This window comes from Microbacterium sp. 10M-3C3 (assembly GCF_003931875.1).
In the GTDB taxonomy this organism is placed as follows: domain Bacteria; phylum Actinomycetota; class Actinomycetes; order Actinomycetales; family Microbacteriaceae; genus Microbacterium.
The window spans coordinates 2801691-2820049 of record NZ_CP034245.1 but is presented as its reverse complement, the minus strand read 5'-3'; the positions used below and the strand labels follow the sequence as shown (position 1 = coordinate 2820049).

The 18359-nt window shown below is 73.8% G+C and carries 19 protein-coding genes and 1 tRNA gene; 13 read left to right on the top strand and 7 right to left on the bottom strand.

Going from position 1 to position 18359, the window contains the following annotated elements; genetic code table 11:
• Positions 1–62 precede the first annotated feature (62 nt).
• Entirely contained in the window at positions 63–1232 is a 1170-nt protein-coding gene (locus EI169_RS13710; RefSeq protein ID WP_125132836.1) for an AMP-binding protein, read from the top strand.
• A 10-nt stretch (positions 1233–1242) separates the two neighbouring features.
• Here the strand turns inward: EI169_RS13710 and EI169_RS13705 are convergent, their stop codons facing one another.
• Positions 1243–1626 carry a VOC family protein gene (locus tag EI169_RS13705; protein WP_125132835.1) on the bottom strand — a complete coding sequence of 128 codons (384 nt, stop codon included), beginning with the start codon at positions 1624–1626 and terminating at the stop codon, positions 1243–1245.
• Positions 1627–1707: 81 nt separating this feature from the next.
• Here EI169_RS13705 and EI169_RS13700 point away from each other — a divergent pair, with 81 nt between their 5' ends.
• A complete protein-coding gene (locus EI169_RS13700) occupies positions 1708–2667 on the top strand; it encodes a 1,4-dihydroxy-2-naphthoate polyprenyltransferase (RefSeq protein WP_125132834.1) in 960 nt (319 codons plus the stop codon).
• 18 nt (positions 2668–2685) lie between these two features.
• Here EI169_RS13700 and EI169_RS13695 read toward each other — a convergent pair whose 3' ends face one another.
• Positions 2686–2982, bottom strand: coding sequence for a DUF4229 domain-containing protein (locus EI169_RS13695; protein WP_125132833.1), 297 nt, complete (start codon positions 2980–2982; stop codon positions 2686–2688).
• A 72-nt stretch (positions 2983–3054) separates the two neighbouring features.
• Between EI169_RS13695 and EI169_RS13690 the strand changes: the two genes are divergently transcribed.
• From EI169_RS13690 to EI169_RS13675, 4 genes are read left to right on the top strand one after another with little or no spacing between them, the layout of a single operon-like run.
• The gene (locus tag EI169_RS13690) at positions 3055–3474 is read left to right on the top strand and encodes a PLD nuclease N-terminal domain-containing protein (RefSeq protein WP_125132832.1); all 420 of its coding nucleotides are present in this window, start codon (positions 3055–3057) and stop codon (positions 3472–3474) included.
• Between the two features lie 2 nt (positions 3475–3476).
• Entirely contained in the window at positions 3477–5276 is a 1800-nt protein-coding gene (menD, locus tag EI169_RS13685) for a 2-succinyl-5-enolpyruvyl-6-hydroxy-3-cyclohexene-1-carboxylic-acid synthase (protein WP_125132831.1), read from the top strand.
• A gap of 31 nt (positions 5277–5307) precedes the next feature.
• Complete coding sequence (locus EI169_RS13680; protein WP_205783814.1) at positions 5308–6165, top strand: polyphosphate kinase 2 family protein; 858 nt, start codon at positions 5308–5310, stop codon at positions 6163–6165.
• The gene (locus EI169_RS13675; RefSeq protein ID WP_125132830.1) at positions 6162–7832 is read left to right on the top strand and encodes a DUF885 domain-containing protein; all 1671 of its coding nucleotides are present in this window, start codon (positions 6162–6164) and stop codon (positions 7830–7832) included. The genes EI169_RS13680 and EI169_RS13675 overlap by 4 nt, the downstream gene beginning before the upstream one ends.
• Here EI169_RS13675 and EI169_RS13670 read toward each other — a convergent pair.
• Positions 7813–9084, bottom strand: coding sequence for an isochorismate synthase (locus tag EI169_RS13670; RefSeq protein WP_240640460.1), 1272 nt, complete (start codon positions 9082–9084; stop codon positions 7813–7815). The genes EI169_RS13675 and EI169_RS13670 overlap by 20 nt on opposite strands.
• Positions 9085–9125: 41 nt before the next feature.
• Between EI169_RS13670 and EI169_RS13665 the strand changes: the two genes are divergently transcribed.
• The 4 genes from EI169_RS13665 to EI169_RS13650 all read left to right on the top strand — a co-directional run bounded on the left by EI169_RS13665 (position 9126) and on the right by EI169_RS13650 (position 12894).
• A complete protein-coding gene (locus EI169_RS13665; RefSeq protein ID WP_125132829.1) occupies positions 9126–9653 on the top strand; it encodes a hypothetical protein in 528 nt (175 codons plus the stop codon).
• 9 nt (positions 9654–9662) lie between these two features.
• Positions 9663–10379: a class I SAM-dependent methyltransferase gene (locus EI169_RS13660; RefSeq protein ID WP_276312878.1), complete on the top strand. Its 717-nt coding sequence runs from the start codon at positions 9663–9665 to the stop codon at positions 10377–10379.
• Positions 10380–10445: 66 nt separating this feature from the next.
• On the top strand, positions 10446–11474 hold the full coding sequence (locus EI169_RS13655) for a polyprenyl synthetase family protein (protein ID WP_125133488.1): 1029 nt from the start codon (positions 10446–10448) through the stop codon (positions 11472–11474).
• Between the two features lie 46 nt (positions 11475–11520).
• Positions 11521–12894: an FAD-dependent oxidoreductase gene (locus tag EI169_RS13650; protein WP_125132828.1), complete on the top strand. Its 1374-nt coding sequence runs from the start codon at positions 11521–11523 to the stop codon at positions 12892–12894.
• A gap of 118 nt (positions 12895–13012) precedes the next feature.
• Here the strand turns inward: EI169_RS13650 and EI169_RS13645 are convergent, their stop codons facing one another.
• The gene (locus EI169_RS13645; protein ID WP_125132827.1) at positions 13013–13837 is read right to left on the bottom strand and encodes a DUF559 domain-containing protein; all 825 of its coding nucleotides are present in this window, start codon (positions 13835–13837) and stop codon (positions 13013–13015) included.
• 429 nt (positions 13838–14266) lie between these two features.
• On the opposite strand from EI169_RS13645, the gene EI169_RS13640 reads away from it, so the two are divergent.
• Positions 14267–15241: an alpha/beta hydrolase gene (locus EI169_RS13640; protein ID WP_125132826.1), complete on the top strand. Its 975-nt coding sequence runs from the start codon at positions 14267–14269 to the stop codon at positions 15239–15241.
• A gap of 235 nt (positions 15242–15476) precedes the next feature.
• Here EI169_RS13640 and EI169_RS13635 read toward each other — a convergent pair whose 3' ends face one another.
• On the bottom strand, positions 15477–15965 hold the full coding sequence (locus EI169_RS13635; protein WP_125132825.1) for a YajQ family cyclic di-GMP-binding protein: 489 nt from the start codon (positions 15963–15965) through the stop codon (positions 15477–15479).
• Between the two features lie 65 nt (positions 15966–16030).
• On the opposite strand from EI169_RS13635, the gene EI169_RS13630 reads away from it, so the two are divergent.
• Together EI169_RS13630 and EI169_RS13625 are read left to right on the top strand one after the other, a co-directional pair.
• The gene (locus tag EI169_RS13630) at positions 16031–16519 is read left to right on the top strand and encodes an FBP domain-containing protein (protein ID WP_125132824.1); all 489 of its coding nucleotides are present in this window, start codon (positions 16031–16033) and stop codon (positions 16517–16519) included.
• A gap of 107 nt (positions 16520–16626) precedes the next feature.
• Positions 16627–16708: transfer RNA gene (locus EI169_RS13625), tRNA-Tyr, on the top strand.
• An 85-nt stretch (positions 16709–16793) separates the two neighbouring features.
• Here EI169_RS13625 and EI169_RS13620 read toward each other — a convergent pair.
• Together EI169_RS13620 and EI169_RS13615 are read right to left on the bottom strand one after the other, a co-directional pair.
• Complete coding sequence (locus tag EI169_RS13620; protein WP_240640459.1) at positions 16794–17432, bottom strand: TMEM175 family protein; 639 nt, start codon at positions 17430–17432, stop codon at positions 16794–16796.
• A gap of 22 nt (positions 17433–17454) precedes the next feature.
• The gene (locus EI169_RS13615; RefSeq protein ID WP_125132823.1) at positions 17455–18348 is read right to left on the bottom strand and encodes a LysR family transcriptional regulator; all 894 of its coding nucleotides are present in this window, start codon (positions 18346–18348) and stop codon (positions 17455–17457) included.
• Positions 18349–18359: the final 11 nt, after the last annotated feature.

The following is an 18359-nucleotide window of genomic DNA, read 5'->3' as shown; positions in this document are numbered from 1 at the left end:
GAATCGGTGCCCACGCGGGCCCGGAGAGCCGCCGATTCACGCAGCATGGCGGAGCGGATGCGGTGAGGCTCGAGGCGATCGACGGCGACGATCCACGCGACGTGCTGCGCGCCCTGCGGGCGGCCGTGCTCGGCGCCGGCCCCGCCGTCGGGCTCGGCTCGACCGCGCTGCCGCTTCCGGACGACGTGCCGGCCGGCACGGCGGTCGCGCTCACCACGAGCGGCTCGACCGGTGTGCCCAAGACCGTCGCGCTCAGCCGCAACGCGCTCACCGCGAGCGCCCTCGCGACGGCGGCGCGCATCGGCGCGGGCGCGTGGCTCCTGGCGCTGCCGGCGGCGTACGTCGCGGGGGTGCAGGTGCTCGTGCGCTCGCTCGTGGCGGGACGCGAGCCCGCGATCCTCTCCGGGTCGTTCTCGCCGGCCGCCTTCGCCGCGGCCGCGCGCGGCATGGCCTCGAGCGAGGGCGGCGCGCGTGTGCCGACGTACACGTCGCTCGTGCCCGTGCAGCTGCAGCGACTGCTGGATGCGGCGGACGACGCCGAGGTCGCCGGCGCGCTGCGCTCGTTCGAGGCGATCCTCGTGGGCGGCCAGTCCCTCCCCGACGCGCTGCGCGAGCGTGCGGTCGACGCCGGGGCGCGCATCGTGCGTACGTACGGGTCGACCGAGACGTGCGGCGGCTGCGTCTACGACGGCGTGCCCCTCGACGGCGTCGAGCTCGCGATCGTCGACGGCGAGCTGCGGATCGCCGGCCCAATGCTGGCCGACGGCTACCTCGGCGATCCCGGGCGCACCGCGGCGGCCTTCCCGCGCGACGCCGGCGGTCGCCGCTGGTACCGCACCGGCGACGCGGGTCTCCTCGACGACGGGGTGCTGCGCATCCACGGCCGCATCGACAACGTCATCGTCTCGGGCGGCATCAACATCTCGCTCGACCGCGTCGAACGCGTGGTCCGCAGCATCCCGGGCCTGGAGTCGGCGGTCGTCGTGGGGGTGGCGGACGCGACGTGGGGCGAGGCGTCCGTCATCGTGGCCTCCCGTGGTGACCTCGTGGGCGCTCGGGCCGCGCGCCCCAGCGAGGCCGAGCAGCTCGAGCGCGCGCGGGCGGCCGTCGCGGCCGAGATCGGTGCGCCGGCGCGGCCTTCGCGCCTCGTCGTCGTCGACGAGATCGCGACGCTGGCCTCCGGCAAGCCCGACCGCGAAGCCGTCCGCCGGCTCGTCGCGAGCCTCGCCTGAGCGCGGCCGCTCAGGCCGCGGTGCGCGGGCCGACGTCGATGACGCAGAAGCGGTTGCCCTCGGTGTCCTCCATGACGACCCAGTCGGCGTCGTCGGGGTACCCGTCCCAGTCGACGTCGCGCGCCCCGAGCCCGCGCAGTCGAGCGATCTCGGCCGCCTGATCGTCGGCGTACAGGTCGAGGTGGATGCGCGGCGGATAGTGCTGCGGGTATCCCGTCACCGACAGCGCGATGCTCGCGCCCGCTGCATCCCACGTGTCCTTGCCCGGCGGATCGAGGATCACCCAGTCCTCGCTCGCGGGGTGGCGGTCGACGTACCCGAGCGCCGCACGCCAGAACGCCCGCGCGCGGGGGAGGTCTTCCACGGTCAGAACGGTCGTGCCCACGCTCAGCATCCCGCCAGTGTCCACCCGCGCGACCGCGCGCGCGACCCCGTCCGCGGGTGCCGCCCGCGGCGCAGCCTAGGATTGCCCTTCGTGGCGAACCGATCCCGCAGCAAGAAGCGTCCCGCCCCGGCGCGGCGCCCCGGCAACCCGCAGAAGCGTCCGACTGCCGCCCCCGCACGGGCGACGGCCCGCGACTGGATCGGCGCCGCGCGCCTGCGCACGCTGCCGCTCGCGGTCAGCCCCGTGCTGGTCGGAACGGGCGCGGCGACCCTCGGCGGCGAGCCGCTGCACTGGGTGATCGCGCTCGCGTGCCTCGCGGTGGCGGTGTGCCTGCAGATCGGCGTGAACTACGCCAACGACTACAGCGACGGCATCCGCGGCACCGACGACGTGCGGGTGGGGCCGGCGCGTCTCACGGGTGGCCGCAGGGCGAAGCCGCGCACGGTGCTCGTCGTCGCGCTGGTGTTCTTCGCGCTCGCCGCGTTCGCGGGGCTCGCGATCGTCGTGCGGACGCAGCAGTGGTGGCTGCTGCTCGTGGGCGCGGTCGCGATCGTCGCGGCGTGGTTCTACACCGGCGGCAAGCGGCCCTACGGCTACGCGGGGCTCGGCGAGGTCGTCGTGTTCGTGTTCTTCGGCCTGGTCGCGACGCTCGGCACGACGTGGGTGCAGGCGCTCCTGCTCCCGCAGGAGGCGTGGTTCGGCGCGGTCGCGGTGGGGTTCCTCGCGGTCGCCGTGCTGCTCGCGAACAATCTCCGCGACATCGACCAGGACCGGCTCGCGGGCAAGCGCACGCTGTCGGTGCGCATCGGGCGACGAGCGACCCAGGTGCTGTTCACGGTGCTCGTCCTCGCGCCCTTCCTCATCGGCGCGTTCCTGGCGCTCGTGTACCCCATCGCGTGGCTGACGCTCATGGCGCTGCTCGCGGCGCTTCCGGCGATCCTCATCGTGTGGACCTACCGGGTGCCGCGCGAGCTCGTCATCGCGCTCGCGCTGACGTCGCTGACCTCGCTCGCGTACGCCGCGTTCCTCTTCTGGGCGTTCGTCGCCTGAGCGCCCGGCCCGTCGCGGTCAGGGGCGCTCGGTGCCGGAAGCGTCGGCCGCGGCGTCCTCGACGTCGGCGTCGCGCTGCGCGCCCGAACGACGCTCGGCGCCCTCGCGGGCACGACGCTCGGCGAGCTCGCTCGTGACGGTCGTGAGCGGCCGGCGCAGGAACAGCAGCGACAGGCTGAGGCCGATGAGCGCGGCGAAGATCGCGGCGAGCCACGGGAGCTGCTGGAAGATCGGCAGCAGCATGAGCAGGCCGAACGGCACGAGGAAGGCGAGCAGGCGCAGCACCGTGTAGAGCAGGACGGAGCGCGCGATCACGCCGTCCATCCTATGTCGGCCAGGGACGCCGTTCCCCGGCCTTCGTCCAGGCAGGGCGCCTAAAATAGTCGCGTGGCGAGGCTGTTGCTGGTTCTGGCGCTCGTGGGCACGGTCTTCTGGGTCTACGCGATCGTCGACTGCGCGCTGCAGCCCGCCTCCCGTCATCGCGGCGTCGGCAAGCCGGCGTGGCTCGCGATCGTCGTCCTCATCCCCGTGCTCGGCGGTGCGCTGTGGTTCCTCGTGGGTCGGGTGCGCCGCTCGGCGGCGGCCGTCGCGCGGCGCGCGCCCGACGACGACCCCGAGTTCCTCGGCCGTATCGCGGTGACCTCCGACCACGACGAGCGCATCCGCCGTCTGGAGGAGGAGCTCGCCCAGCTCGACGCGGAGTCGGACGACGCGCGCTTCCGCGCTCAGCGTGACGCCGACAGCGCCACGCCGCCCAAGACGGACGGCGACGACGACGCGCGCGGTCAGCGCGGCGCGGTCGGCTGAGCGTGACCCCCGACGTCCCGCGCACCGCGGCGTCGCCGGCGACGGATGCGGCGGCGGCGCTCCTGCTCGCGCTCGTCGAGCGGGGTGTCTCCCACGTCGTGCTCAGCCCCGGCTCCCGCTCGCAGGCGCTCGCGCTGGTCGCGGCCGATCTGGAGCGGCAGGGTCGCATCCGCCTGCACGTGCGCATCGACGAGCGCGTCGCCGGCTTCACCGCGCTCGGCATCGGCCGGGAGTCCCGGATGCCGGCGGCCGTCGTGTGCACGTCGGGCACGGCGGTGGCGAACCTCCTCCCCGCCGTGCTCGAGGCCCATCACTCCGGCGTCCCGCTGATCCTCCTCACCGCCGACCGTCCGCCCGAGCTGCGCGGCGTCGGCGCCAACCAGACCACGCGCCAGCCGGGGCTGTTCGCGCCGAACGTGCGGTTCGACGCCGACGTCGCCACCCCCGACGAGGTCGACGACCACGGCACGGCCGCGCAGACGTCGGCGCTGCGCACCCTCGCCGGCGAGGCGCTCGACGCGGCGCTCGGGGGCGGCGGGCGGCCCGCCGGGCCCGTGCACGTGAACCTGCCGTACCGCGAGCCGCTCGCGGGCGAGCTTCCGCCCTGGCTCGCCGCGGACGCCGCATCCGCGGCCGACGACGCCCCGGACCCCGATGCCGACGCGCGGGAGGGCGAAGACGCGTCCGGGGCGCTGTACCAGGGCGGCGGCGGGATCGGCGACGCCGATCAGCCCGAGCCCGAGTCGGCACCCCTCGTGCTGCCGCGCGGCCCCCGCACCGTCGTGATCGCCGGCGCCGATGCGGGCCCTGCGGCCGAGGCGCTCGCGCACGTGGGCGGCTGGCCGCTCATCGCGGAGATCGTCAGCGGCGCCCGCTTCGGCCGCCACGTCGTGCACGGGTACCGCGCGCTGCTGCGGCGGGACGATCTCGGCGGCGCCGTCGAGCGGGCCGTCGTCTTCGGGCACCCGACCCTCAGCCGCGAGGTGACGGCCCTGGTCTCGCGAGCCGACGTCGACGTCGTGGCGGTGGGCGGCCCGGGAGAGCCGCTCAACCTCAACGGCGCGACGCGCACCGTCGATGCGGTCGCCGTCGCGCCCGAGGGCGTCGACCGCGACTGGCTCGGCACGTGGATGCGCGCGTCGCACGACGCCGCCGTCGACCTCGCGCCCCGGGCGCCGGATGCGGCGGGCCTGGCGTCGGCCGTGCCGCACGAGCGGCTCGGTGCGATCGCCGCCGAGATGGCCGTGCTGCGCGCCCCCGTCGACCGCGCCGCCCTCGTCGACGCCGTATGGCGCGCCACGTGGCCGCACGACCGCCTCGTGTTCGGGTCGTCGCGTCTGGTGCGGGTGGCCGACACCGTGCTCGGCGGCAAGAAGGTGCCCGTCCACGCCAACCGCGGCCTCGCCGGCATCGACGGCACGATCGCCACTGCCGTCGGCGTCGCGCTCGCCGCCCAGGCGGCCGGCGCTCGGGGCGTCACGCGCGTGCTGCTCGGCGACCTCGCGACGCTCCACGACGTCGGCGCGCTGCTCATCCCGCCCGGCGAGGACGAGCCGCGCCTGCAGGTCGTCGTGGGCAACGACGGCGGCGGCACGATCTTCGACGGCCTCGAGGTCGCCGCGGTCGCCGGCGCCGACGCGATGCGGCGCGTGCTGTACACGCCGCACGCGGTACGGCTCGAGCAGCTCGCGCTCGCGTACGGCTGGGAGTACCACCGCGTCACGACCCGGAGCGCCCTCGACCAGGTGCTCACCGCGCCCGTCGGCGGACGCCAGCTCATCGAGGTGCCGCTGGAACGCTGACGCGGCGGCTCGCTCGGGGCAGGATGGGATCATGGCGCACACGCAGACGTGGTCCACGGCCCCCGCGGAGGCGCTCCGCGCCGCTGACGGCTTCCGGCTCGCGCAGGTCGACCCGCGATCCACGCCCGGCTACCACGGCGACAAGAAGAGCGCCGAGGCCGACCTCGCCGCGACGACGGCGCGCCTCGGCGAGCTGCAGGAGCGCCTGTTCGCCGAGTCGACGGCGTCGCCCGGCACGGGCTCGGTCCTGCTCGTCCTGCAGGCCATGGACACCGCCGGTAAGGGCGGCATCGTGCGGCACGTCGTCGGCTCCGTCGACCCGCAGGGCGTCGAGCTCGCCGCCTTCAAGAAGCCCACACCGGACGAGCTCGCGCACGACTTCCTGTGGCGCATCCGGCGGCGCCTCCCCGCCGCCGGCCGCATCGGCGTGTTCGACCGCTCACACTACGAGGACGTGCTCATCGGCCGCGTCCGCGCACTCGCGCCGCCCGAGGAGATCGAGCGCCGGTACGGCGCGATCCTCGGATTCGAGCGCGAGGCGGCGGACCGCGGCATCCGGATCGTGAAGGTCATGCTGCACATCTCGAAGGACGAGCAGAAGGCGCGGCTGGCCGAGCGCCTCGACCGCCCCGACAAGCACTGGAAGTTCGCCCCCGGCGATCTCGACGAGCGCGCGCTGTGGGACGAGTACATGACGGCGTACGAGGTCGCGATCCAGCGCACGTCGACCGCCGACGCCCCGTGGTTCGTCGTGCCGGCCGACCGCAAGTGGTACGCGCGCCTCGCGGTCGCGCAGCTGCTCGTCGACGCCCTCGCCGGGCTCGACCCGCAGTGGCCGCCGGCCGACTACGACGTCGCCGCGGAGCGCGCGCGCCTCGCCGCGTCATGACCGGCGCCGTCGATCCCGTCCGGGCGATCGCCGACACCTACGTCGCGTCCCTCGCCGCCGACGATGCCGACGCCGCCGCCGCGATCGGCGCCGACGGTCCGGCCCTGACCGACACGACGCCCGAGGCGCTGCTGCGCCGCGACGCGCTCGCCGCCGACACGATCGCGGCGCTCGACGCCGCCGAGGGCGGCGACCCCGTGCTGCGCGCGGCGCTGCGCGAGCGCCTCGCGAGCGAGCGGGTGCTGCTGGCCACGGGCTTCACGGCACGCCTCGTCGCGCCCCTCGCGACCCCCGTCCACCTCGTCCGCGGCGCGTTCGACGGACTCGAGGTGACCCCGGATGCGGCGGGCGACCGTCTCGTGCGCCGGCTCGACGCGGCGGCCGGGGCGATCCGCGGGTACGAGCGCGCGCTGCGCTGGGCGGCGGAGCATCCGGAGCGCTTCTCGGGCACGGCGGTGGCCCCGCGCCGCCAGCTCGATGCGCTCGCGGCGCAGATCGACGGCTGGCTCGCGGGCGACTCCTTCGCCGCCGTGCCGATCGCGGCGTCCGTCGGGCCCGAGACGCGTGCGCACGTCGCGCGGGGGCGCGAGCGCGCGAACGCCGCCCTCGCCGCGCTCCGCGACACCCTGCGCGGCGACCTCCGCAAGCGGGCACCGAGCGTCGACGGGGTCGGCGAGGACGAGTACGCCCGCATCGCCGCGACGATGCTCGGCGCCCGCGTCGACGTCGCCGAGACGTACGCGTTCGGCTGGGCGGAGCTGGAGCGGCTGAGCGCCGAGGCCCGCCGACTCGCCGCGCGCCTGGGCGGCACGGGGGCCGACCCCGTCCACAACGCGGCCGGGCGCCTCGATCGCGATCCCGTGCGGCGCATCCGGGGCGTGCCGCAGATCCAGCGGTGGCTCGCCGACCGCGTCGCGGCGTCGATCGACGGCGTGGCGGACGCATTCGACCTGCCGGTCGGGGTCGGCGACGTCGTGTGCGTCGTGTCGGAGGCGGCGTCGGGCGTGGTCTTCTACACGCCCGGAGCGCCGGACGGTTCGGCGCCGCCGCGCGTCGTGTGGACCCTGCCGGACGGCGAGGCCGACGTCGCGACGTGGCACGAGATCACGAGCGTGCATCACGAGGGCGTGCCCGGGCATCACCTGCAGTTCGCGATCACGTCGGCGCACGAGGGTCTGCACCCGTGGCAGCGCCACGTGTGCCACGTGCACGGCTACGCCGAGGGCTGGGCGCACTACGCCGAGCAGCTCGCCGACGAGCTCGGGCTCATCCGCGACGACGCGGAGCGGCTCGGCATCGTGCTCGGCCGGCTGTGGCGCGCGGTGCGGATCGTCGCCGACATCGGCCTCCACACCGGGCGCCCGATCCCCGACGGCGTCGCGCTCGCGCCGGGGGAGTGGTCGGTCGATCGCGCGCGCGACGCGCTCGTCGAGCTCGCGCACGTCGATCCCGCCCTCGCCGGTTTCGAGGTCGACCGCTACCTCGCGTGGCCCGGTCAGGCGCTCGCGTTCGGCGTGGGTGCGCGGCTGTGGCGTCAGGCCCGCCGGCGGCGCGAGGAGCAGGACGGCGCGGCGTTCTCGCTGCGGGCGTTCCACCGTGACGCGCTCGCGCTCGGTCCGATGGGGCTCGATCCGCTCGCGGCGCTCGTCACGCGAGGGCGTCGATGATGGGGCGGAACTTCACGCGCGTCTCCAGCAGCTCCGCCTCGGGGTCGCTGTCGGCCACGATCCCCGCCCCCGCGTAGGCCGTCAGCGCGCGCTGGTCGTCGTCGGTCGCCGGGCCGAACTGCGCGCAGCGCAGCGCGATCGCCCACTCGCCGTCGCCGTCGGCGTCGATCCAGCCGACCGCCCCGGCGTAGCGCCCGCGGTCGAACGGCTCGAGCCGCCGGATCCACTCCAGCGCCTCGGCCGTGGGCGTCCCGGCGACCGCGGCGGTGGGATGCAGCGCCGCGACGAGATCGAGCGACGACGAGCGGTCGGCCAGCACCCCCTCGATGTCGGTCGCGAGGTGCCACACGTTGGGAAGGCGCAGCGTGAACGGCTGCTCGCCGGCGGCGAGAGCGCTCGTGTGCGGGCGGAGCGACGCCAGGACGCTGCGGACGGCGAATCGGTGCTCGTGCTGGTCCTTCGCGCTGTCGGCGAGGGCGAGCGCGGCCGCCGCATCCGCGTCCTCGTCGGCGCCGCGGGCGCTCGTGCCGGCGAGTACCCGCGCCGTGAGCGTGCCGCCCGACACGGTCACGAGCGTCTCGGGGCTCGCGCCGATGAGACCGTCGACGGCGAACACCCAGCAGTCGGGGTAGCCCGTCAGCAGCGCCCGTACGAGGCGGCGGAGGTCGGCGGTCGCGGGCACCCGGCCCTCCACGTCGCGCGCGAGCACGACCTTGTCCAGGCGCTGCGCCCGGATCGCCGCGACCGCGGTGCGCACCGCCTCCTGGTAGGTCTCCGCCGTCATCCGACCGGGTCCGAGCGATGCCGCCCAGTGGGGGCCGAAGGGCGAGCGCGGCGGCAGTTCCGGCTCGGGCGGGGCCGCCGCATCCGCGAGCGCGACGCGCGTCGCGAACGTGCGTCCGCCCCGGCGCCCCACGACGAGGTCGGGCACGATCAGCGCGTTCCCGCGCGGGGACGCGGCGTCGAACGCGAGCGAGCCGAACGCGATGAGGCCCGTGCCGGCCACGCCGACCGCATCGTCGACCTCGGCGGCCGCCACGAGCGCTCGCCACTGCGCCGAGAGCTCAGCGGCCGGCTGCGCGCCGGTCGCGCGGAGGGTGTGGACCGTGCCGAAGGCGGCCATCGTGTCGCCGCGACGGCTCCAGAACAGCGGGTCGTGCGTCGTCGTGAAGGGGAGGAGATCGTCGAGCGGCTCGATCTCGCGCGTCACGACGCGCAAGCGAGGCAGCGCCGCCGGAGCGGGGGTGTCCACGCCTCCAGCCTAGTTCGGCGCCGCATCCCTAGACTGCGAGCGTGAGTCCTCCTCCCGGTACGCGACTGCTCTTCCGCTGGCGCAAGTGGGACGGGTCGCCGCACTGGGAGCACGAGTGCGTGTTCCTCGGCTCGGACGAGCACGGCGATTGGGTCGGCCAGGTCGCGGGCGCCCGCAGCGCCCGCCCGGGTCGCGAGGTGCGGGCGCCGCAGCCCAACGTGACGCTCGTGCCGCCGTCGGGCGAATGGGCGTTCACGGCCAACGCGGCGCCGCATCCGGTCCGCGTGTACATCGATCTCGCGTGGGACGTGCGCTTCGACGACGCCGGCGAGGCCGCGGGCGTCGACATGGATCTCGACGTCGTCGATGACGCGCGCCACGGCATCTGGATCGACGACCGCGACGAGTGGGACGAGCACCGTGTGCAGTACGGCTACCCGCTCGACATCGTCGCGCGGCTCGAGGACGTCGCCGTCGACCTCGAACGCCGCGTCACGGCCCGCGAAGCGCCGTTCGACGACCGCACGATCGCCCGCTGGCTCGCCGTTCTCGCCGACCTCGGTGCGTAGACTCGGACGGTGACCTCCGAGCCCAACCGCGCCGACCTCGGCAAGGACCCGGCACGCGTGAGCGGCATGTTCGACCAGGTCGCCGCGGCGTACGACCGCACCAACGCCGTGCTGAGCCTCGGGAACGACCGCTTCTGGCGCATCGCCACGACCCGCGCCGTGGCGCCGCGGCGCGGGCAGCGCATCCTCGACCTCGCCGCCGGCACGGGGGCGAGCTCGGTCTCGCTCGCGCGCAGCGGCGCGGAGGTCGTCGCGGCCGACTTCTCGCCCGGCATGATCCGCGAGGGCCGCCGCCGGTACGGCGACATCCCGAACCTCACGTTCGTCGAGGCCGACGCGACCGCGCTGCCCTTCGGCGACGCCGAGTTCGACGCCGTCACGATGTCGTTCGGCCTGCGCAACGTCAACGAGCCGAAGACGGCGCTGCGCGAGCTGCGCCGGGTCACCAAGCCCGGCGGCCGCATCGTCGTGTGCGAGTTCTCCCACCCGCCGTCGAAGCTCTTCGGCGGCCTCTACCGCTTCTACAACGGGCGCGTGCTTCCCGTCGTCGCGCGCGCGGTGAGCTCCAACGCGGAGGCGTACGACTACCTCAACGAGTCGATCCGCGACTGGCCCGACCAGCGGACGCTCTCGCAGTGGATGCGCGAGGCCGGCTGGGCCGATGTCGCGTACCGCAACCTGTCGCTCGGCATCGTAGCGCTGCACCGCGGCTACGCCAGGGCCTGAGGCCGAACTCCCCACGCGCGATAGGGTTGGAGGGTGACCCCGAGACCTTCCGCTGCGGGCTCGCAGATGGCGGGCAAGCTGGGACTTTCCGACCGCGTGTTCGCGGGGGTCCGCTCGCGCAAGCTGCTGGCCACCGTCGAGGCGGGCCTGGACCGCGTCGAGGAGAGCCTCGCGCGCGAGCTGCGCTCGGCCGACGCGCTCGCCGACGCCACGAGCCGCTATCTGTACGAGGCCGGCGGCAAGCGCGTGCGCCCGATGCTCGCGATGCTCACGGCGCAGCTCGGCGAAGGCATCGGCGACGACGTCGTGGATGCGGCGACCGCGCTGGAGATGACCCACCTGGGGTCGCTCTACCACGACGACGTCATGGACGGCGCCGACGTGCGTCGCGGCGTGCCGAGCGCTCAGACCGTGTGGGGCAACAACGTCGCGATCCTCACCGGCGACCTGCTGTTCTCTCGTGCGAGCCAGATCATGGCGCGCCACGGCGAGCGCGCCATCCGCCTCCAGGCCGACACGTTCGAGCGGCTCGTGCTCGGCCAGATGCACGAGACCGTCGGCCCGCAGCCCGGCGACGACCCGGTCGCGTTCTACCTGCACGTGCTCTCCGACAAGACCGGCTCCCTCATCGCGACGGCCGCCGAGGCGGGCGTCATCTTCTCGCGCGGCCCGCAGGAGTACGAGACGCCCATGCGCGTCTTCGGCGAGAAGGCGGGCGTCGCCTTTCAGCTGCTCGACGACGTCATCGACCTGTCGGCCGACCCCGACGAGACCGGCAAGGTGCCCGGCACCGACCTGCGCGCGGGGGTGCCGACGATGCCCTACCTGCTGCTCGGTCAGCGCACGGATGCAGCGTCGGTCGACCTGCACGCGCGCATCGAGCAGGGCGTCGAGGCCATCGCCGACGGCGCCGACCCCGAGATCCTCGACGAGCCGCTCGCCCTGCTGCGGGCGCACGAGGCCACCGACGCGACCCTCGATCTCGCCCACCAGTGGTCGAACGAGGCCATCGACGCGCTGGGGCCGGTGCCCGACGGCGCCGTGCGGGAGGCGCTCACGCGCTTCGCGCAGGCCGTCGCCGACCGCTCCAGCTGACTCCGATCGCGGCGGGACCGCCGCATCCGTTTCCGAGAGGACACCCATGACCAAGCTCCGGCTGGCCATCGTCGGCGCAGGACCCGCCGGCATCTACGCGGCGGACATCCTGCTGAAGGCCGAGCGGAAGTTCGACGTGTCGATCGACCTGTTCGAACAGCTCCCCGCCCCCTACGGCCTCGTGCGCTACGGCGTCGCGCCCGACCACCCGCGCATCAAGGGCATCATCACGGCGCTGCGCGAGGTGCTCGACCGCGGCGACATCCGCATCTTCGGGAACGTCCGCTTCGGCGAGGACATCACCCTCGATGATCTCAAGCGTCACTACAACGCCGTGATCTTCGCCACCGGGGCCATCCGCGACACGAAGCTGGACATCCCGGGCATCGATGCGAAGGGCTCGTACGGCGCCGCCGACTTCGTGTCGTGGTTCGACGGCCACCCCGACGTGCCGCGCACGTGGCCGCTCGAGGCCGAGTCGGTCGCCGTCATCGGCAACGGCAACGTGGCCCTCGACATCTCGCGCATGCTGGCCAAGCACGCCGACGACCTCCTCCCCACCGAGATCCCCGCGAACGTGTACGAGGGCCTGAAGGCCTCGCCGGTCACCGACGTGCACGTCTTCGGCCGTCGCGGCCCCGCGCAGGTGAAGTTCACGCCGCTGGAGCTGCGCGAGCTCGGCGAGCTGCGCGATGTCGACATGGTCGTGTACGACGAGGACTTCGACTACGACGAGGCCTCGAAGGCCGCGATCGCAAGCAACAAGCAGGTCATGGTCATCGATCGCGTGCTGCAGTCGTGGCGCAAGCGCCCGAGCGTGAACAACGCGGGCGGTGAGGCGTCGCGGCGCCTGCACCTGCACTTCTGGGCGAAGCCCGTCGAGGTGAAGACGGATGCCGACGGCCGGGTGTCGTCCTTCGTCTACGAGCGCACGCGCCCCGACGGGCAGGGTGGCGTCGTCGGTACGGGCGAGCTGCGCGAGGTCGCGATCCAGGCGCTGTACCGCGCGGTCGGATACTTCGGGTCGCCCCTCCCGGGCGTGCCCTTCGACAAGCGCCACGGCGTCATCCCGAACCACGAGGGCCAGGTCATCCGCAAGGACTCCAACGAGCGCGTGCCCGGCGTCTACGCCACCGGCTGGATCAAGCGCGGACCGGTCGGGCTCATCGGCCACACGAAGTCGGACGCGATGGAGACGGTGCGCCACCTCATCAACGACCAGGGCTCGTGGTGGCAGCCGGAGGACCCGGCGGAGGACGCGATCCCCGCGCTGCTGGCCGAGCGCGGTGTCGCCTGGACCGACCTCGAGGGCTGGCACCGCCTCGACGAGCACGAGATGGCGCTCGGGGCGCCGCACGAGCGCGCCCGTATCAAGGTCGTGCCGCGCGACGAGATGGTCGCGATCTCCCGCGGCGATTAGCCCCGCGGCGCCCCTCGCCTCGGGAGGAGATCCGGCGTAGGGAGGACGTGTACCGCGTATCCGTCCTCCCGAGGCTCGATCTCCTCCCGAAGCGCGAGCTGGCGGCGAGGCTCCGGCATCACGCGCGGTGCCATCCCTGGGCGATCGCGCGCATGATCCGCTCCTGCACGCTCGCCCAGTCGTCGACGATCGTGCGGTAGCCGACGCGGATCACGCGATAGCCGAGCAGGCCGAGCGCGACATCGTGGGCGATGTCCTCCTCGCGCTGCGCGCCGACGTGGTGGCCGCCGTCGATCTGGAACGCGAGCCGTTCGCCGATCAGCAGATCGACGCGGTGACCGGCGATCCACACCTGGCGGCGCAGCGGCAGCCCGAGCCACCGCAGACGCGGTACCGCGAAGGACTCCAGGCCGGAGTCGGCGTAGGGATCCGCCTCGTCGCACAGGGCGCGCGCGGCCGGGCCCAGGTCGAGGCGACGCATCTCCCGGATGTCGACCATCCCCTGCCGCAGCGCCGACTCCCACACCGCGAGCGCCTCCTCGTGCGGCAGGCACGACGCCGCGACCGCCAGCACGTTCTCGACCGGGTCGACGAGCGCATCCGGATGCCGCGGCACGACGGGCGCCGCCCAGTGCACGTGTCCGACCGCCGAGGCGACGTGGCCGGCATGGCCGGGCGCGGCGACGTGCGGGCGCGGCTCCGCCAGCACCCACAGACCGAGCCGCCGAGCCTGCGTGACACACGTCAGCACGACGCCCGCGCGGGCTGCTTCGACCAGTTCGGTGTCGGCGGACGGCAGCGCGACCCACCCGCGACGCACGCGCGAGAGCGCGCCGCGCCGCACGGCGTCGGCGATCCGGTGGTCACTCAGGCCGCGCTCGCGGAGGGTCGCGGTGCGCGCCACACCGTCGAGGGCGCGGACGAGGCTGATGACGTCGGGCATCCCCTCACCCTGCGCCGTCCGTGAGGCGAGGCCCTGTCGCGGCGGGCGGGCGGGGGAGGAGACCGGCGGACCCGGGTGTGGGGAGGGAAGCTCCGCCGGCCGCCTGGGGAGGAAATCCGGCGTGGGGAGGGCGTATCCCGCGTATCCGCCCTCCCGAGGCCGGATCTCCTCCCGAACCGAGCAGCCCGGCCCCGCAGCACCGCGCTGACGACCCGCCCTCCCCAGGGGCGCGGATGCGGCGGGCCTCCCCATCCGCGGGTTCCGCGGCGCCGCGAGGCCGCCCCGATCGCGAAGCTCAAAGGCGCCCGGGGGAGCGGTCGTCCGGGAGGGGATGCGGCGACGGATGGTGGGGACTCCGCGCGGCTCTCCTCCCGGGCTTCGCGCCGGGGGCGCTGCGGCCCGACGGTGCCCGGGCCGTAGAGTGACGCCATGCGCGAGCCGTGGCGGGAGGACATCCTCGGGCCCGGGTTCGCGCAGCGCACCCTCGACCTGGGCCGGGACGACGGCGAGCCGGTGGTCGCGACCCTGGTGCGGCACCTGCCGACCGCCTTCGCTCGTCTCACCGGGTCGTGGCGGGATGTCGACGTGCTGTACGTGCACGGCTGGTCGGACTACTTCTTCCAGACCGAGCTCGCGGAGTTCTGGACCGACCGCGGCGCGCGGTTCTTCGCGCTCGACCTCCGCCGGTACGGGCGCAGCCTGCGGGCCGACCAGCGCCCCGGCGACGTGCACAGCCTCGACGACTACGACCTCGACATCGCCGCCGCGCTCGCCGCCATTGCGGAGGGGCTCCCGTCGCCGCGGCGCCTCGTACTTCTCGGGCATTCGACGGGTGGCCTCACGCTCACCCTGTGGGCCGCTCGCCATCCCGGACGCGCCGCCGCCCTCATCCTCAACAGCCCGTGGCTGGAGTTCCAGCTGGGGCCCGTCGGCCGCCAGGCACTCACGCCGCTGATCAACGCGCGCGCCCGCATCGACCCGCTCGGCCCGCACCCGGTCGTCGATCTCGGTTTCTACACGCGCGCGCAGCGCGAGGTCGGATCGCTTCCGGATGCGCCGGAGGGCTGGCGACCCGAGCGCGGGTTCGCGACGCATCCGCGCTGGCTCGCCGCGGTGATCGACGGGCATCGGCGCATCGCCGACGGGGTGGACGTCGGCTGCCCGGCGCTCGTGCTGCTCTCGTCGCGGTCGACGCCGCCCACGCGCTGGCTGCCCGACATGACCCGCACCGACTCGGTGCTCGTCGTCGACGACATCGCCCGCGCAGCCACCCGGATCGGTGCGCTCGTGACGCTCGCGCGCATCGACGGCGCGCTGCACGACGTGTTCCTCTCGGCCGACGCCGCCCGGCACGACGCGTACGCCGTCATGGCGCGATGGGCGGACGGCCTTCCTCGCGGATGAAGCGTGGCCCCCGGGCAGCGCCTCCGCTACCCGGGGGCGCGGTGTGGCGCGGAACCCGTCGGACGCGGTGTCGTTTCCCCAGCACCGCGCCGGCGTGATCCTCCAGCCCCCAACTGGAACAGCCAGCACGAGCGACGTTACCGGTCACATCGGACGCGGAGTCCGGATGTGAGAAGGATCTCATCCGCAGCAGGGAAAACCCCTCACTCGGGGGGACCGGCGAGGTGGGGAAGCGTCAGCGGTAGTTGACGAACTGGAGGTCGACGTCGAGGTCGGCGGCCTTCAGGAGTCGCTGGACCTCCTGCAGGTCGTCCCGCGATTTCGACTGCACCCGCAGCTCGTCGCCCTGGATCTGCGACTTCACCGATTTCGGCCCCTCGTCGCGGATGATCTTGCCGATCTTCTTCGCGTTCTCCTGCGAGATCCCCTCCTTGAGGGTGGAGACGATCCGGTACTCCTTGCCACTCGCGGTCGGCTCGCCCGACTCGAGGCTCTTGAGCGAGATGCCACGCTTGATGAGCTTCGACTGGAACACGTCCAGCACGGCCTTGGCGCGCTCCTCGGTGTTCGCCTTGATGAGGATCGACTCGCCGCTCCACTCGATCGAGGCGTCGGTGCCTTTGAAGTCGTAGCGCTGCTCGACCTCCTTGCGCGCCTGGTTCAGGGCGTTGTCGGCTTCCTGCCGGTCGATCTTGGAGACGATGTCGAAAGAGCTGTCGGCCATTCGGCGATTCTACCGAGCAGGATTCGGATGCCGCCGGTGGATTCGGCGTTCGTAGACTGGAGGTCATGCGAGCACTGACCGAGGACGAGATCCGCAACTCGTTCATCAACGCCGCGCCCGACGAGAAGCGCATCGTGGCGATGCCCGTCGACTTCCTTCTTACCGACTGGGACCACCTCGACTTCTTCGCGTGGCGCGATCCGCGCACCCGCGGACGCGGTTACGTCATCACCGAGCGTCATGGCGAGCCGACCGGTGTCGTGCTGCGCGCGGCCGAGGGCACGTCGCGGGCGAGGTCGGCGATGTGCAACATCTGCCACACGATGCAGCCGGCCGACCAGGTCGCGCTGTTCACGGCGCGCAAGGCCGGGTCGGCGGGCGACGTGGGCGGCAGCGTCGGCACGTACATGTGCGCCGATCTGTCGTGCCACGAGAACGTGCGCCTCGCCCTCCCGCTCGCGCCGAGCGAGATCCGCGCGAGCGTCGACATGAAGATCGACGGCACGCGCCGGCGCACCGAGGCCTTCGTCGAGCGCGTCCTCGAAGACGCCTGACCGGGCGGATGCGGCGCCGCCGCCGTGGTTCGGCGAACCCGCCGCGTCGGGGTAGCATTGTTGATCGCGCCTCCGGTCGACTGCATAAGCCGGGCGGGTGCGCACCTGGCGAGTTACCCAAGCGGCCAAAGGGATCTGACTGTAAATCAGCCGGCATAGCCTTCGGGGGTTCGAATCCCTCACTCGCCACCGAACGAGTAAAGCCCCCGCATGGGGGCTTCACTCGTTCATCGGGCACGTGGGGATTCGAACCTCGGTTGAGCCCACGACGCGTTTACCGGGCGCGGTGGGTCACGCGGTGGAGGAGTCCGCCGAGCGGGCCCGTGAGCGCCAGCAGGAACAGCGGGTAGTACGTGAGCGCGGGGATCGCGAGCGACACGGCGAGCGCGATCGCGAACAGGCTCACCATGGCCGCCTCCACCGCCAGTCCGCGGTCGAGGTCGCTCGCCGGGCCGTTGAGCAGCTGCGGATGGGCCCGCAGGAAGAGCCGGATGAGCAGCAGCAGGACGCTCGTGACGATCATGCTGCCGATGTAGACGACGCGCACGCTGAGGTCTTCCGCAGACAGCTGACCCGACAGCGCCGTGGCGATCGGGAGCCAGACGATGGACAGCAGCCACGCCATCGTCAGCCACAGCAGCCCCGACGACACGTTCTCCACCTTCGCGAACAGGCGGTGGTGGTTGATCCAGAACATCGCGATGATCGCGAAGCTCAGGGCGAAGCTGAGCAGCTGGTCGGAGTGCTCGCCGAACCATTCGATCGCGGTCAGACCGCCGGCCGCCGCCTCACCCACGCTCTCCATGAGCGGCAGGATCAGCAGCGTCATCGCGATCGCGACCACGGCGTCGATGAAGGCCTTCGCGCGCTCGGCGGACATGATGGTCGCGCCGCGTCCGTCGTCGATCGTCACGGCCACAGCGTAGACGCGACGCTCACGCGGACGGCGAGGCAGCGTCGAACGCGTCGCGCAGGGCTTGCTGCACGACGGTCAGCGCCGGTCGCTCCGCGGAGCCGCTGCGCACCGCCGTGAACACGTCGCGGCGAGGACGACCCGGCAGCTCCGCCAGGCGGAGCCCCGCGGGCTCGCCGCCGTGCACGAGGTCGGGGATCATCCCCACCGCGTGGCCGGCGGCAACGAGGCGCGCGTGCGCCGTGAGATCGGTCAGCTCGAAGCGCACGTCCGGCTCGAAGCCGGCCGCCCGGCACTGCTGCGTCGCCCACTCGCGCGCGGCGGTGCCGGGCGGCTCCATGACCCACGCGCGGTCGTCCAGCTGGCCGAGCTCCCTCGCCGTGTCGCCGTGCGGCAGGGCGAGGCGGATCGCGTCGTGCCCCAGGATGCGGCGGACGAGCCCCGGGCGGTGCTCGCGCGTGTGCCCCGGGTACTGCTCGGCGACGACGAGGTCGAAGCCGTACGCCGCGAGCTCGAAGAGCCCTTCCTCGGGCGCGAGCTCGACGACCTCGAGCCGGAGGTCGGGCTCGCGGGCGGCGAGGAGGGACAGTGCGCCGGGGATGATGCCGTGCGCGGCCGACTGCATGACGGCGATCCGCACCGGCGAGAGGGAGGGCCGCATCCGCTCGAGCTCTGCGCGGGCGCGCTCGTCGGCGGCGAGCATCCGCGCCGCGTGCGCCGCGAGTGCCTCGCCCTGCGCCGTCAGGCGGACGCGTCGACCGTCGGGCCGGAGCAGCGGTACGCCCGCTTCGCGTTCGAGCTGCGACAGCTGCTGCGACACCGTCGACGGGCTGTAGGAGAGCGCCTCGGCCACCGCCGTCAGCGTCCCGCGCGTCGACAGCTCGTGCAGAAGACGCAGGCGGCGCAGATCGAACACGGCGACCCTTC